The sequence below is a fragment of the Megasphaera sp. genome (assembly GCF_047831605.1).
GTDB lineage: Bacteria > Bacillota > Negativicutes > Veillonellales > Megasphaeraceae > Megasphaera > Megasphaera intestinihominis.
Window position 1 is genome coordinate 739,352 of the sequence record NZ_CP181255.1, and the last position, 14,866, is coordinate 754,217.

Below are 14,866 nucleotides of genomic sequence, written 5' to 3' on the forward strand. Positions count from 1 at the left end.
CCCAAAAGTCTGTTTTTCTTTTGGGACCGCCTTTCTATTACTCATAAATCGGATATGCTATTACCACGTATAATCTTCTGTATCAGCACGGCCCTTGCCTGTCAGCGAATCGAGGAGGATACGCTGTTCGACTTGTGCCACGTGTTTCCGTGTCGATACGACGGCATCGGGGTTGACCGAGATGGAATCGATGCCGCTCTTGACCAGGAATTCAGCGAAGTCCGGATAGACGCTCGGTGCCTGGCCGCAGATGGAAACGGTCTTGCCGTCCTTATGGGCTACGGCAATGAGATGGCGGATAGCCCGTTTGACTGCCAGGTTGCGTTCATCGAAGAGCGGTGCTACCGTATCGTTGTCGCGGTCGCAGCCCATGATGAGCATGGTCAGGTCGTTGGAGCCGATGGAATAGCCATCGACGAACTGGTTGAACTGGTCGGCCAGGATGATATTGGACGGGATTTCAGCCATGAGCCAGACCTTGAAGTCCGGACCGCGGTGGAGGCCTTCCTGAGCCATGAGGTCGACGACTTTCTGCATTTCATCGACGCGGCGGCAGAAGGGGATCATGACGTTGAGGTTCTTGTAGCCGTATTCTTCGCGGACTTTGCGGACAGCTTTCAGTTCCAGTTTGAAGGCTTCGACGTATTTCGGATCATAGTAACGGGAAGCACCGCGCCAGCCGAGGAGGGCGCTGCTTTCCTGGGGTTCGTATTTGTCACCGCCTGTCAGGTTGCGGTATTCACTCGATTTGAAGTCGCTCAGGCGCAGCGTGACCGGACGCGGAGCCAGTGCCTGGCAGACTTTGCGGATACCTTCGGACAACTGATCGACGACGCGGTCAGCCCGGCCCGTTTCGATGAGGTATAACGGGTGTTCATGAATGAATGTCGTCCAGATGAATTCTTCGCGCATGAGGCCGATGCCGTCGCAAGGCAGTTTGCCGTATTTTTCAGCCAAATCCGGGTTGCCCAGGTTCATGTAAATCTTCGTGCCCGTAATCGGAGCGGCTTCGGCAGCGACGACGGTCGTTGCAGTCTGGCCGGCCGGGGCTTCAGCAGCTTCCGGTTTGACGATGTCGGCGACGATGCCTTCATAGACGATGCCGTTCGTCGCATCGACTGTGATTTCTGCGCCATCCTGGATGGTTGTCGTCGCTTCGACGCTGCGGCTCTTCGTGCCGACGATGCAGGGGATGCCCAATTCACGGCTGACGATGGAAGCGTGGCAGGTCATGCCGCCGGCATCGGTGACGATGGCCTTGGCCTTCTTCATGGCCGGTACCCAGTCCGGAGCGGTCATGGTCGTAACCAGGATTTCACCGTCTTTGAATTCAGCGATCTTCGACGGGTCGAGGATGACATGGGCTTTGCCAGCAGCGCTGCCCGGGCTGGCCGGCAGGCCTTTGACGACGACTTTGCGGTCCGTCGTGACAGCGGCCTTTTCGGCAGCGGCTTCTTTCTTTTCTTTATTCTTCTTGGACCATACCGTTTCCGGACGGGCCTGGAGGAGCCATACCTTATTGGTCCGTTCGTCGACGCCCCATTCCATATCCATGTAGCAGCCGTAATGCTTTTCAATAGCTTTGGCGTACGTAGCCAGTTCCTTTACCTGTTCGTCCGTAATGACCTGCTGTTTCTGCAGTTCCGGCGGAACGAGTTTTTCTTCGCAATCGCCGCCCGGTTTGCGGACCAGTTCGATCGGTTTGGTATTGATCATCTTGGAGAGGATGGTCAGGTCATCCTTGCGGACTTTGAAGTTATCCGGCGTAACCGTGCCCTGTACGACATATTCGCCGAGGCCCCAGGCCCCTTCGATGGTAATCGTCGAATCATCGCCCGTGACCAGGTCGACGGTGAACATGACGCCGGCAGCTTTGGAGAAGACCATCATCTGGATAGCGGCGCTCAAAGCGACGGAGAGATGATCGAAGCCCTGTTTCGTGCGGTAGTACGTAGCGCGGTCGGTAAAGGTCGATGCGTAACATTCCTTGACCTTCTGGATGACCATGTCAGCCCCCTGGACGTTGAGGTACGTATCCTGCTGACCGGCAAAGCTGGCGTCCGGCAAGTCTTCAGCGGTTGCACTGGAGCGGACGGCGACGAAAGGATTGGCTTCGCCGACTTTCTTACCCAATTCTTCGTAACTCTTGCGGATATCGGCTGCCAAGTCGGCCGGCATTTCTGCATCACAGATGGCCTTGCGGATCTTTGCCGTCACATCGCGGAGCTGGACAGCGTCTTCGACGTCGGTCAGGCCTTTCAGTAATTCCGGGATCTTGACGTCCATGCCCGTTTCATGCATGAAATGGCGATAGCCTTCGGCTGTCGTCGCGAACCCATAGGGAACGGGAACATCCGTCTGAGACGTCAATTCACCGAGGGAAGACGATTTACCGCCTACGAGAGCTACATCGGCTCTGCGCAGTTCATCGAACCACAATACAAATGCTTTTTCTCTGTCCTTTGCCATAATCCTTACCTCCTGCTATTATAACCAAACGTGTATGCTAAATTGTCTGCTTGTTACGTTTATAGTACGCTATTTCTCTGCGATTGTCAATGGCATTTTTAAAAAAGCTACATGATACTCTTTTAAAGAGTATACTACATATGAAATATTTTCGGATTCCGTGTAGCGTAAAACGATTTAATCGCCAAAAAGACTTTAAATTTTTTCAACCTGTCCCGCCTATATAGGATAATGATGTATGATGTGATATAATAAGAAATTAGTAATGTCTCATTACCTGCTCATCTTGAACGATTACGTCGTCACGTAGGAGGAAAAAATGTATACACCCAGACGCAGAGCAAAAAAAGCCAAAAAAGCCGGTCCCCTTCGCCGCATCCGCCTTTTCATCGCCTTATGCCTTGTCGTTTTCGCAGGCTTAGGGTTTGGCTATATTTTTGCTGCCTATCAAAGTTTGCCTGCTGTAGGCAATAACATGCGGCCTGCCGTTTCATCACAGGTCTTCGATTCCCACGGCCGGCTGATCACGACCCTTCATTCCGATCAGAACCGCTTGCCCATCGACATCAACAAAGTGCCGCAGAATCTGCAGAATGCCTTCATCGCTGCCGAAGACAACCGCTTCTATGAACACATCGGCATCGACCCTATCGGCATCTTCCGCGCCATCTTTGCCAACCTGACCAACCGCGGCATCGCCCAGGGCGGCAGTACCATCACCCAGCAGCTGGCCAAGAACGCCTTCCTGTCCCAGGAACAGACATTGAAGCGTAAGATACAGGAAGCCATGCTGGCCCTGGAAATCGAACACAAATACAGTAAAAAAGAAATCCTGGAAATGTACATGAACCAGATTTACTTCGGCCAGGGTGCCTATGGCATCCAGACAGCGGCCAAGACGTATTTCAACAAAGACGTCAACGAACTGACCCTGACGCAGTGCGCCATGCTGGCCGGCCTGCCTAAGAGCCCGAACTACTACTCGCCCTTCAACAACTTGAACGAAGCCAAGAAGCGCAAGAACGTCGTCCTCGACCAGATGGTCAAATACGGCTACATATCGGCTGCCGAAGCGGAAGACGCCAAGAACCAGGACCTGGGCCTCTCCAAGAGCCATCAGTCCAAAGAAGCCGACGAATATGCATCCTTCATCGACTACGTCTCCCAGCAGGTCGCCAAGAAATACGGCGACGATGCCCTCTATAAGGAAGGCCTCAAGATCTACACGACCATGGACGTCGACAAGCAGCACGCCGCCGTCCGGGCCATGCGCAACCTGCCCAACAACTACACTGACGAAAACGGCCTGACTCAGCCGCAGGCAGCCATCGTCTCCATCGACCCCAAGACGGGCCACATCCTGGCCATGGTCGGCGGCCGCGGACAGGATAGCTTCAACCGCGCCAGCATGGCTGTCCGCCAGCCTGGTTCGGCCTTCAAGCCTTTCGTCTACCTGACGGCGCTGCAGCACGACATGACGCCGGATACGACCATGGACGACCAGCCCGTCACCTACGGCAGCTGGAGCCCGAAGAACGCCGGCGGCTCCTACAGCGGTACCATGACCCTCAGCGATGCCCTGGCCCACTCGGTCAACACCATCGCCGTCCAGCTGGCTGACAAAGTCGGCACGAAGAACATCATCGCCAATGCCAAGAAGATGGGCATTACCACCCTCGACGCCAAAGACGACAACCTGGCCATGGCCCTGGGCGGCCTGACCAAAGGCGTCACGCCGCTGGAAATGGCCAGTGCTTATGGCACCTTTGCCAATAAGGGCGTCCACGTCAAACCGACGGCTATCGTCAAAATCCTCGACCGCGACGGTAACGTCCTGGAAGACGCATCGACGTTAGAAAAAGAAGAAACGAAGACCCGCGTCATGTCCGAACGGGAAGCCTATGAAATGACGACTATGCTCGAAGGCGTCATCGACCACGGCACAGGGACAGCCGCCGCCATCGGCCGTCCGGCCGCCGGCAAGACCGGTACGACAGACGACAACAAAGACGCCTGGTTCGTCGGCTACACGCCGGACATCGTCACAGCCGTATGGATTGGCGACGATACGGGTTCGCACAGCTTAGGCGAAATCTACGGCGGCACGATCCCGGCAGAAATCTGGAAGGATTACATGTCGTCGGCTACGTCCGATGAATCGGGTGGCGACTTCTCCGCCCCGTCAGGCATGGAACGCCGTAAAGAAACGACGTCGTCTTCATCTTCCAGTAACAGCGTCCGCAGCGACGACCGGGAAGAACCGAAGAAAAAATCGGCGACGACCGAAAAAACGACGACCAAAGAAAAATCCAAACAACAGACCCAGCAGCCGGCCAGACAACAAGCCGACCGCAATAATAAGGAATAGTGAAAAAGAGGCTGTCGCATGTGCGACAGCCTCTTTTTGAGTATTGAGTTTGCAGTATTCGTAGGGGCCGTCCCAAAGGGCGGCCCGCCTGAAATAATGATGCCCACATTATACATGACGGGTGATGTATAAAAACATCCCCTACAAGGTTAAACCTCTCCGACCCATTTGGGCCACCTCTCCTAGTAGGAGAGGCTTACGAAGCCTTCGTGCGACCTCCCCTCATCCGCCCATGACGGCGATGGTTTCGGGGACGATGAAGTCTGCTTCCGTGCAGGCCCGGATATCTTCTACGGTATAGCCCGGTGCCAGTTCCCGCAGGACCAGGCCCTGCGGTGTGACTTCAAAGTAGCCGCGTTCGGTTACGATATCGGTGACGCAATGGGCTCCCGTCAGGGGCAGCGTACATTTCTTCAGTATCTTGGAATGGCCGCTCTTTTCGCAATGGTCCGTGGCGACGATGATTTTCTTGACACCGGCACAGAGGTCCATGGCCCCGCCCATACCGGGAGCGAATTTCCCAGGAATGGTCCAGTTGGCGATATTCCCTTCCTGGTCGACTTGCAGCGTTCCCAGGACAGTCGCGTCGATATGACCGCCGCGGATGAAGGCAAAGGACGTTTCGTGGTCATAGACGCTGCCGCCGGTAATGACTGAGGCCGGCTGGCCGCCGGCGTCGATGACGTCGATGTCGACATGGTCCCAATCCGGCGACGGGCCGCTGCCGACCGTGCCTATTTCCGCTTCCAGCCAGAGGTCTACGCCTTCAGGCAGGTAGTTGACGCACATCAGGGGCAGGCCGATTCCTAAATTGACGAAATCCCCATTTTTGAAGAATTGGGCACACCGCCAGGCAATCAAAGCTCTTCCTTTCCGTTCGACCATGACCTCATCCCCTTTCCTGCCGTTCCCGCGCTTTAGCTTCGGCACGGGCCCTGGCCTTTTTCCACATCGGGCAGACATAGCGTTTTTCGCCCTGCCGTTCATAGACCATATCGACGACGGGCGCCGGAATGGCGATTTCTTCCGGCGAAAGCTGTCCGACAGGGACGATTTCTTCGACTTCGGCAGCGACGAAATCAGCAGCATAGGCAATGGTGCTGTTCGTCGCCCGTGAATTCATGCGGAAATAGAGATTGCCTGCCGTATCGGCTTTGGTCGCTTTGACCAGGGCCACGTCGGCATGGAGCGGCAATTCCAGGAGGTATTCTTTCCCGTCGATGACCAGCTTCTGTTTCCCTTCTTCGACACTCGTCCCGACGCCCGTCGGCGTGAGGACGCCGCCCAATCCGGCACCGCCGCAGCGCACCCGTTCGGCCCAGGTCCCTTGGGGAACGAATTCGACGGCCAGTTCACCTGCCAGCATCTGTTTCAGTGCTTCCGGGTTGAGGCCGATATGGGTCGTAATGATGGACGATACGCGATGGGCCACGATGAGTTTGCCTACGCCCTGGCCGGGATAGCCCGCCGATACGGCGATAGCTTTGATATCCTTGACGCCTTTTTCCAGCATGCCGTCGATGATCTCATCGGCTGCAAACTGGCCGTGCCAGTCGCCGAACATGATGGTCTGGCCATCGTGGATATGTTCCAGGATATCTTGGAGAGAAAATACTTTCGATAACACCGTACTCACTCCCTTCACAAAGCAGCCTTACTGGCCGGTAAAATGGGGACGCCGTTTTTCCATGAACGCGCAGACGCCTTCGGCGAAATCCTTGGTCCGGGCACATTCGCGCTGGCACGGGACTTCGATATTTTCCAGGTAGTGCTGGTATTCGGCAAAGGCGGCTGCATAGATCTGGCGCTTGATATTCTTGTAGGAAATGATCGGCCCTGACGCCAATTTCTTGGCAAACTTCATCGTTTCACCGTCGAGGTCCTCGTTGGGCACGATGCGGTAGACGATGCCCAGGTCCTTGGCTTCCTGAGCGCTCACCGGCCGGCCGGTCGCACAGATATCCATGGCCCGTTTCGGCCCCAGCTGTTTGACCAGCAAATACGAACCACCCGTATCGGGGACCAGGCCCAGGTTGACGAAGGCCATGATGAACTTGGCGTTTTCACTGCAAATGATAAAATCTGCCGTCAGTGCCAGGCTGGCACCGGCACCGGCTGCGGCACCGCTGACCGAGGCGATGACCATCTTGCTCATCTTCTTCAGGCCGTCCGTGACCTTGCCTACCTTGCCGATGAGGCCGTCCATATTGACGTCACCGCCGGCCTTGATGAGCTGGTAGAAGTAGCCGATGTCGCCACCAGCCGAAAAAGCACGGGGAGAACCTTTGAAGACGACGACTTTCACCGATTCATCGGCTTCAGCCGCCTGGACGACGTAGAGCAGTTCATCGGCCATTTCTTCATCGATGGCATTGAGATTCTTGGGATAATCGAGCTGAACGACAGCAATACCGTCCTCGACAGTATAGTGCAATTTTTTGAGCTTCATATGAATTCCTCCTCGCAACTATAACAAAACGGAAAGTTAATCTTTCCTTGTATTCATATTATAACATATATTTCGTAAATTGCAAGTTGAAATTGAACACACCTAATCAAGACACGCTGTCAATAGCATAGACTTCATCGAGAAATGCATCGAATAGCTCCGCCGGCGTATGGTAGCCCAAAACACGGCGTGGACGCTGATTCAGCACATCTGCTATGTGCAGGATATCCGCCTCAGAGAATCGCTCCATGGACATGCCCTTGGGGATAAAATCTCTTAACAAGCCATTGTGACGTTCGTTCTGAGGTCGTTCCCATGAGCTGTACGGATGCGTAAAATAAATCTTGGTGCCAAGGCTCTCGAACTTCGACAAGGTCTCAAACTCAGGACCATTGTCTGCCGTCATCGTCTTAAAAATCTGGCTGAAGCGTTCTATACCATAGAAATCCTGCAGCTGTGCAAGGGCTGCTTCAACGCCGGAACTGGTACGTCCTGGGATGCGGATAGCAATGTAGTTACGCGTGACCTTTTCCACAGCGGTAAAGATTACCGCCTCACGGCCTGCGCGCTGACCGACTACCGTATCCACTTCCCAGTGGCCAATCTCCGTACCGTCATTGACGATGGCAGGCCGTTCATCAATGCAGCGGCCTTTTATGCGCTTGTTCTGGCGCACCCATTTGCGGTGACGCTTGTGTCTTAAAGCACGCGGTACTTCGAAGAGTGTCAGCGGAAGCTTGTTAGCCCATAGCATGTTGTAGAGCGTCTTGGTACAGGGGATTTGCTCCGGCGCGAACAGCTGGTTCCGTTTGGCATAGCCAACACAGGCATCCAGTGACCAGCGTTTTTGGCGGACTTGTTCTACCATCCATTGGATGAACAGCTCGCAGTCGTCATGATCGATTTTACAAGGCTTCCTGGAATTCTTGCGATGCTCTGTGTAAGCTTTCTGACCACGCTTGGCTGTGTACTGTGGGGCACGACCACGATTGCCTTTTCGTTCCGGCGTTCCACGCCGAAGCTCGTATAAAACGGTCGTGTGGGCGCAACCTACCTCAGCAGCGATGGCGCGAAGGGAAAGCCCCTGACGATGCAGAGCCTGAATCATACCCCGTTCTTCCAAAGAAAGATGGCGGCCGGGTGTACGTACGTCCTCGATTATGTTAGAATGGTTGTGATCCATAGTGATTGCTCCTTTGTTGATGATTTCTCGCAGAACCATTTTAACATGAAGCGTCACTATGGATTTTTGTTTTTTGATTAACTGTTCAAGTTCATTTTACAACGGACCATAACATATATTTTAGTAAAAAACCTATACTTGAAAGGCATGAAAAAGGCGAAAGGCATGAAAAAGGCGCTGTCTCGCGACAGCGCCTTTTTAGTGGCTCGTGGCTCGTGGCTCGTGGGGCTCGTGGTTCGTGGTTCGTAGCTCGTAGGGGCGACCACGTGGGGCGCCCGCTTCAGATAAATGGGTCACGGGATTCCTGCATATCCCCGCACGTGCGAGCCCCTACGAGGTTAAACCTCTCCGGCCCATTCGGGCCACCTCTCCTAGCAGGAGAGGCTAAATCCTTTCCATCCGCTAGCCCCTAACCGCTAGCTGCTAACAACGTAAAAGAGGCTGTCGCATGAAGACAGCCTCTTTTTGAGTTTTAAGTTTATAGTTTTTAGTTTGCAGCAAATCCCCTTAAATTTAAAACCATCCACTAGCCACTAACCACTAGCTTTTTATTAATCGATGCAATACTGGCAGAAGATGCCGCGGAGGTCGAATCCGCGGTTTTCTTTTTCCTGATGGGCCGTTTCTTTCGGCTGGTCCATGGAAGCGACGAGTTCCTGACCGCGGCAGTAGATGCCTTCGCCGTTGGCGTTGCCGCTGATGGGCAGGGGCATCATGGTATTGATCATATCATCGAAAGTAAAGTGTTTATCCATCTGAAAAGCCTCCTCTTAAGACTTCAATCATTATTATCTTGCTTGAGCATAAGTTTACGCTTTTCAATGCCTTTTTGTCAATGCTAATTACGAATCATTTTTGCATTTCATCAATTCAATATTAGAATCTCTTTATGCTTTATTCAATACCTTATGGACCAAAGCACTGATGACCATGAGGATGACGACGACAGGGACCGTAATGCCCACTGGCGTATCGACGTTGAGCAGAAAGCGGTACAAGATGACGCCCAGGACCCAGAGGACCAGGTTGAGCCAGTTGACGCTGTCTGCCGTGTGGTCCTGCTTGAGGATGAAGAAATCCGACAAGAGGATGGCCGTCATCGGCGCAAAGACCGAACCGATGAGGTAGAGGAAGTCCTGGAACTGGTCCGGCGCGGCGAAGATGGCCAGGATGACGCCCAGGACGGTGGCGATGAGAGCCAGGACCTTATCCGAAACCTTGGGAACCAGGCTCTGGCAGCTGACGCCGGCTGAAAAGGCATCGAGGAAGGTCGTCGTCACTGTCGACAAGAGGACGACGAGGATCCCGGCCACGCCCATGCCGGCCTGGACCATGATGGCCGCAATATCGTCCTGCCCGGTGAACAGGGCGGCGCCCATGCCGATGAGGAACATCCACGAGCTGGCGATGAAATAGGCACTACAGCTGGCCGCCGTAGCCAGGCCCGGCTTTTCAGCCGTCCGCGTGTAGTCCGAAATGATCGGCAGCCACGACAGCGGCATGGCGACGGCCAGTTCGACAGCGCCGCCAAAGGTCAGGTCGCCAGCCGGTACCTGGGGCGTACCGCCTTTGAAGACGACCAGGCTGAGGACGATGGTCAAGATGAACAGCGCCGCCATGACGACGACGTTGACCTTGCTCAGGTTCTTCAGGCCCATGACGATCCACAAGGCAATGAAGGCGCCGATGATGAGGCTCCACCAGGACACGCCAATGGCGGCGATGGTATTGGCTGCCAAGGCGGCACTGGCGACCATGACGGCCGTCCAGCCGACGAGCTGGATGACATTCAGCCCGGCAAAGAGCTTGGCACCCTGAGTGCCGAAAGAAATGCGCACCGTTTCCATGGCGCTGCCGCCGGTCCGCCCGCCGATAAGGCCGGCCAGATACATGACTGTCCCGCCGATGAGGTGGCCCAGGATGATGGCCGCAAAGGCCTTGGCAAAGCCCAGCGGTGCCAGAAGCATGCCCGTCAGGATTTCAGCGATGGAAATGCCGGCGCCGAACCATAACAGGCCGTTAGAAAAGACAGATGTCTTACGTTCATTCACAATATGATACCAACCTTTCTGCATATAAATCATTAGCTCTATTAGTATAGCATATCTGCCGGGAAAACCCTATGCAGGACAGTCACTTTGTCACAATTTCAACTCACTTTACTAAGAAAAAGGGTATTTAGCTTTATTCCTTTTTAGGCTCATGCTATACTTAGCTAACAATATAATAACTATATAGTCTTTTTTTTAAATTTATACGTTTGGAGTGATACCATGAAAATTGGAGTGATACCATGAAAATTGACAAGCGCCTGAAAATCGTCATTGCCGCTGTCATCCTGGCTGCCTGTGCCTTTGGCGGCTATACATATTACCAGTCCCAACAAACGGCGAAGCAGGCCAAGGCCATCGAAACGGCCGACGTCGTCCGCAAAGACCTGCGCTCGACGGTTTCGGCGACGGGGACCATCAGCCCTGTCGATTCCGTAGAAGTCTCACCGAAAATCACGGCCCGCATCCGCCAGGTCCTGGTCAAAGAAAATGACCGGGTCACAGCCGGCCAGACCGTGGCTATCCTCGACGGCAAGGACTATGAAGCCAAGCGCGGCCAGGCTCAATATAAAGTCACGAATACCAAAGTCGAATACGACCGGGCCCAGCAGCTTTATGATCTCGGTGCCGGCACGAAACAGGCTTTGGATACAGCCAAGTTCAATTATGATACGGCCATCAGCACCTTGACAGAAGCCGAATCAGATGTCGCTGAAACGGTCATCACAGCACCTATGGACGGCGTCGTCGTCGGCGAACCGAAGGCGGTCGGCACCATGGCCGTCCAGGGCAACAGCAACCCGACAGTCATCATGCGCATTGCCGACACGTCGACCAAGCAGATTCTGGCCAAAGTCGATGAAACGGATATCGGCAAGATTCAAGTCGGTCAGGATGCTACCTTCACGGTCGACGCCTTTACGGACCGGACTTTCACGGCCCACGTCTCGAAAATCGCCAAGACCGATACGAGCAACACGTGGGACACGAATGGCACGAGTTCGACATCGAGCTCCTCTTCAAGCTCCTCGGCCAGCGTCATCTACTATTACGTCACCCTCGACGTCGATGACCCGGACGACGTCCTGAAACTAGGCATGACAGCCCGCGTCGACATTACGACATCGCAAAAAGACGATGCCCTCGTCGTCCCCATCGCCGCCTTGAAGACCAACGATTCCGGTTCCTATGTCATCCGCGTCGATGCCAACGGCCAGACCGAACAGGTCCCGGTCACGACGGGCATCTACAGCGATGAATACGTGGAAATCCTTTCAGGCCTGACCCAGGGCGACAAGGTTTCCATCACCTATACGGCCTCCAGCAAATCTTCGTCATCGAACAACAACCGGCGCCAGGGACCGCCGCCCATGTAAAGGAAGCATCGCCATGAAGCATGTCATCGAATTGAAAGATATCAAAAAGATATACCACATCGGCGGTGAAGATTTCGCCGCCCTGGCCGGCATTACCTTGAACATAGAAGAAGGCGAATTCGCCGCCCTCATGGGGCCGTCGGGCTCCGGGAAATCGACGCTCATGAACATCCTGGGCTGCCTGGACCGCCCCACGTCGGGCTCGTACAAGCTCGGCGGCAAGGAAGTCGCCCACCTCAGCGACGATGAACTGGCCGTCGTCCGCAACCAGCACATCGGCTTCGTCTTCCAGAACTTCAACCTCTTATCCCGCATTTCCGCCCTGGACAACGTCGCCCTGCCCTTGGTCTACGCCGGCGTCGGCCGCAAGGAACGGGCAGAACGGGCCATGGAAAAGCTGAAATCCGTCGGTCTGGAAACGTGGGCCCACCACAAGCCCAACGAACTGTCCGGCGGTCAGCGCCAGCGCGTCGCCATCGCCCGGGCTCTGGTCAACAACCCGCATATCATCATGGCCGACGAACCGACAGGCAACTTGGACACGAAATCGACGAAAGATATCATGCGCCTCTTCGAGGCACTCCACGAAGAGCACAAGACGATCATCCTGGTCACGCACGAACCGGAAATCGCCGCCTGTGCCAACCGCCAGCTCCTGCTCTCGGACGGCAGGATCACCAAAGACGCCGGAAAGGGGGTCGTCATGGATGTTATTTAGTGAAAGCGTACAGATTGCCGTCACGGCCCTGTTGTCCAACAAACTGCGCTCTATCCTGACCATGCTGGGCATCATCATCGGCGTCGGTGCCGTCATCGCCATGATTTCCATCGGCATGGGCGTCAAGCAGAACGTCACCAACTCCATCGCCAGCCTGGGCAGCAACATGCTCATCGTCATGCCCGGCTCGACCAATCAGGGCGGTGTCCGCTCGGCAGCCGGGTCGAACCAGAAATTAAAATACGACGACGCGACGGCCATCAAGAACAAGATAAAGAACATCGACTACGTATCGCCGACAGTCAACAGTTCCTATCAGATCGTCAACGGCAACCAGAACTGGAATACATCGGTCTACGGCGTCACGCCGGAATACCTGCACATCCGCTCCCTCGTCGTCCAGTCGGGCTCCTTCATCACACAGAGCGACCTCAACTCGCGCAACCGCGTCGCCGTCATCGGACCGACGGTCGCGTCCAACCTCTTCGACGAAGCCAACCCGGTCGGCAAGAACATCCGCATCAACAACCAGCCGTACAAGATCATCGGCGTCCTGGAAAGCAAGGGCCAGTCCTCCATGGGCCAGGACCAGGACGATATCGTCATCGTCCCCTTGACGACGGCCCAGGAACGCCTCATGGGCATTACCTACGTCCGCTCCATCAACATCCAGGTCTCCAGCGCCGATAAAATCGAACAGGTCCAGTCCGAAGTCGAAACGCTGCTGCGCCAGCGCCATCACATCATGAACGGCAAGGAAGACGACTTCAACGTCCGCAACCTGACGAGCCTCATGGAAACCATGACCAGCACGACGACCATGCTGACCCTCTTCCTGGGCAGTATCGCCGCCATTTCGCTCATCGTCGGCGGCATCGGCATCATGAACATCATGATGGTCTCCGTCACTGAACGGACGCGGGAAATCGGCATCCGTAAAGCCCTGGGCGCGACCTTCCAGAACATCATGATGCAGTTCCTCATCGAATCCGTCGTCATCGGCGTCATCGGCGGCCTCCTGGGCATCGCCTGCGGCGTCGGCATCGCCCTGGCTATCGCCAAGTCGGGCCTCTTCCAGACAGTCATCACGGCAGCACCGATCATCATCTCCTTCAGCTTCTCCGTCGGCATCGGCCTCTTCTTCGGCATCTACCCGGCCCGGAAAGCAGCCAAACTCGACCCCATCGAAGCCTTGCGGTATGAATAAAAAAAATGCGCTGTCGCATGAAGACAGCGCATTTTGAGTATTAAGTTTGCAGTTTTTAGTTTGCAGCAAATGGTAAAAAATTTAAACCCACTTCTACAAACTCCGTACTACAAACTATAAAGTAAAAGGTGCCTTGCACGATGGCAAAAATCTTCGTGCGACAGCCCCTTTTTAGTTGTTCGTGATTCGTGGTTCGCAGGGGATGTGCCCAAAGCTTTTTTGGCCCGTCAGGTGCCGACCCTCGGAAGGCACAGGACGGTTGACAGAACGGACAGCTGTAGCGGACGTCCCGGTTCTCCTGCCAGGAGAGCTGTCAGCGCAGCTGACTGAGAGGTTGCTTTTGAATCGTCGTACGGTTCATGGGATTCTTATAGGAGAGTCTGGAAATTCAACCTCTCCGGCCCGTTGGGCCACCTCCCCTATCATGGGAGGCTTGGCGCCCTGCAATCGGCGGGCCGCCCCTACGAACCCCTAGCCACGAGCCACGAACCACGAGCCACTAGCCACTAACCACGAACCCCTAATCTCTCAGCCAGCGGCGGATGTCGTCTTCGGCATCTTCGATGGTCGTACCCAGGAGGGCCAGGCTCTTGCCGAGTTTGGCATCCGGGCAGAGGGCGTGGATGTCTTCCAGGCTGTGGCCGACGCCGCTGCCTTCGTGGGTGCAGAAGGGATAAATCGTCTTGCCGGAAAAGTCATGGTTTTCCAGGAACGTCCACAAGGCCATGGGCATGGTGCCGCACCAGTTGGGGTAGCCCAAAAAGATGACGTCGTAGTCGTCGATGCTGGGGATATCCTTTTCCAGGGCCGGCCGGGCATTGTCGGCCTTTTCTTTCCTGGCGATCTTGACGACTTCCTGATAGTCATTGGGATAGACCGAAGCCGTGCGGATATGGAAGAGGTCGCCGCCCGTGAACAGGCGCAGCATCTGGGCTGCCCGTTCCGTATTGCCCACGGGCAGGTCGACGATCTTGCCGCTGACATAGTTCATGCCGGCGTGAGAAAAATATGCAATGAGGCATTTCTTACCTTGATAATCCATAAG

12 protein-coding genes are annotated in these 14,866 nt (G+C 55.0%); 4 read left to right on the top strand and 8 right to left on the bottom strand.

The window, feature by feature from the left end; all coding sequences use genetic code 11:
- Positions 1-60: 60 nt before the first annotated feature.
- A complete protein-coding gene (gene ppsA / locus ACFWUB_RS03590) occupies positions 61-2,469 on the bottom strand; it encodes a phosphoenolpyruvate synthase (protein ID WP_020310666.1) in 2,409 nt (802 codons plus the stop codon).
- Between the two features lie 319 nt (positions 2,470-2,788).
- Between ppsA and ACFWUB_RS03595 the strand changes: the two genes are divergently transcribed.
- On the top strand, positions 2,789-4,837 hold the full coding sequence (locus ACFWUB_RS03595; RefSeq protein WP_292299243.1) for a transglycosylase domain-containing protein: 2,049 nt from the start codon (positions 2,789-2,791) through the stop codon (positions 4,835-4,837).
- Between the two features lie 222 nt (positions 4,838-5,059).
- Here the strand turns inward: ACFWUB_RS03595 and ACFWUB_RS03600 are convergent, their stop codons facing one another.
- The 6 genes from ACFWUB_RS03600 to cytX all read right to left on the bottom strand — a co-directional run bounded on the left by ACFWUB_RS03600 (position 5,060) and on the right by cytX (position 10,553).
- Positions 5,060-5,722, bottom strand: coding sequence for a 3-oxoacid CoA-transferase subunit B (locus tag ACFWUB_RS03600; RefSeq protein WP_020310664.1), 663 nt, complete (start codon positions 5,720-5,722; stop codon positions 5,060-5,062).
- A gap of 4 nt (positions 5,723-5,726) precedes the next feature.
- Positions 5,727-6,464, bottom strand: a complete 738-nt coding sequence (locus tag ACFWUB_RS03605; protein ID WP_020310663.1) for a CoA transferase subunit A — start codon at positions 6,462-6,464, stop codon at positions 5,727-5,729.
- Positions 6,465-6,491: 27 nt separating this feature from the next.
- Positions 6,492-7,286 carry an enoyl-CoA hydratase/isomerase family protein gene (locus tag ACFWUB_RS03610; RefSeq protein ID WP_020310662.1) on the bottom strand — a complete coding sequence of 265 codons (795 nt, stop codon included), beginning with the start codon at positions 7,284-7,286 and terminating at the stop codon, positions 6,492-6,494.
- A 106-nt stretch (positions 7,287-7,392) separates the two neighbouring features.
- Complete coding sequence (locus tag ACFWUB_RS03615; RefSeq protein ID WP_416184242.1) at positions 7,393-8,508, bottom strand: IS30 family transposase; 1,116 nt, start codon at positions 8,506-8,508, stop codon at positions 7,393-7,395.
- A gap of 512 nt (positions 8,509-9,020) precedes the next feature.
- Positions 9,021-9,224, bottom strand: coding sequence for a hypothetical protein (locus tag ACFWUB_RS03620; protein WP_226885859.1), 204 nt, complete (start codon positions 9,222-9,224; stop codon positions 9,021-9,023).
- A gap of 132 nt (positions 9,225-9,356) precedes the next feature.
- A complete protein-coding gene (cytX, locus tag ACFWUB_RS03625) occupies positions 9,357-10,553 on the bottom strand; it encodes a putative hydroxymethylpyrimidine transporter CytX (protein WP_020310660.1) in 1,197 nt (398 codons plus the stop codon).
- Positions 10,554-10,762: 209 nt separating this feature from the next.
- On the opposite strand from cytX, the gene ACFWUB_RS03630 reads away from it, so the two are divergent.
- From ACFWUB_RS03630 to ACFWUB_RS03640, 3 genes are read left to right on the top strand one after another with little or no spacing between them, the layout of a single operon-like run.
- Complete coding sequence (locus ACFWUB_RS03630; RefSeq protein ID WP_416184243.1) at positions 10,763-11,896, top strand: efflux RND transporter periplasmic adaptor subunit; 1,134 nt, start codon at positions 10,763-10,765, stop codon at positions 11,894-11,896.
- 13 nt (positions 11,897-11,909) lie between these two features.
- Positions 11,910-12,614, top strand: coding sequence for an ABC transporter ATP-binding protein (locus ACFWUB_RS03635; protein WP_292108167.1), 705 nt, complete (start codon positions 11,910-11,912; stop codon positions 12,612-12,614).
- Entirely contained in the window at positions 12,604-13,821 is a 1,218-nt protein-coding gene (locus ACFWUB_RS03640) for an ABC transporter permease (protein ID WP_020723928.1), read from the top strand. The genes ACFWUB_RS03635 and ACFWUB_RS03640 overlap by 11 nt, the downstream gene beginning before the upstream one ends.
- Before the next feature lie 520 nt (positions 13,822-14,341).
- On the opposite strand, the gene ACFWUB_RS03645 is transcribed toward ACFWUB_RS03640, so the two are convergent.
- On the bottom strand, positions 14,342-14,863 hold the full coding sequence (locus tag ACFWUB_RS03645) for a flavodoxin (RefSeq protein WP_020310656.1): 522 nt from the start codon (positions 14,861-14,863) through the stop codon (positions 14,342-14,344).
- Positions 14,864-14,866 lie beyond the last annotated feature (3 nt).

Coding starts and splice junctions, on each gene's coding strand:
- ACFWUB_RS03610 (WP_020310662.1), bottom strand. CDS start 7,286: ATGAAGCTCAAAAAATTGCACTATACTGTCGAGGACGGTATTGCTGTC.
- ACFWUB_RS03635 (WP_292108167.1), top strand. CDS start 11,910: ATGAAGCATGTCATCGAATTGAAAGATATCAAAAAGATATACCACATC.
- ACFWUB_RS03630 (WP_416184243.1), top strand. CDS start 10,763: ATGAAAATTGACAAGCGCCTGAAAATCGTCATTGCCGCTGTCATCCTG.
- ACFWUB_RS03620 (WP_226885859.1), bottom strand. CDS start 9,224: ATGGATAAACACTTTACTTTCGATGATATGATCAATACCATGATGCCC.
- cytX (WP_020310660.1), bottom strand. CDS start 10,553: ATGATTTATATGCAGAAAGGTTGGTATCATATTGTGAATGAACGTAAG.
- ACFWUB_RS03640 (WP_020723928.1), top strand. CDS start 12,604: ATGTTATTTAGTGAAAGCGTACAGATTGCCGTCACGGCCCTGTTGTCC.
- ACFWUB_RS03595 (WP_292299243.1), top strand. CDS start 2,789: ATGTATACACCCAGACGCAGAGCAAAAAAAGCCAAAAAAGCCGGTCCC.
- ACFWUB_RS03600 (WP_020310664.1), bottom strand. CDS start 5,722: ATGGTCGAACGGAAAGGAAGAGCTTTGATTGCCTGGCGGTGTGCCCAA.
- ppsA (WP_020310666.1), bottom strand. CDS start 2,469: ATGGCAAAGGACAGAGAAAAAGCATTTGTATTGTGGTTCGATGAACTG.
- ACFWUB_RS03615 (WP_416184242.1), bottom strand. CDS start 8,508: ATGGTTCTGCGAGAAATCATCAACAAAGGAGCAATCACTATGGATCAC.
- ACFWUB_RS03645 (WP_020310656.1), bottom strand. CDS start 14,863: ATGGATTATCAAGGTAAGAAATGCCTCATTGCATATTTTTCTCACGCC.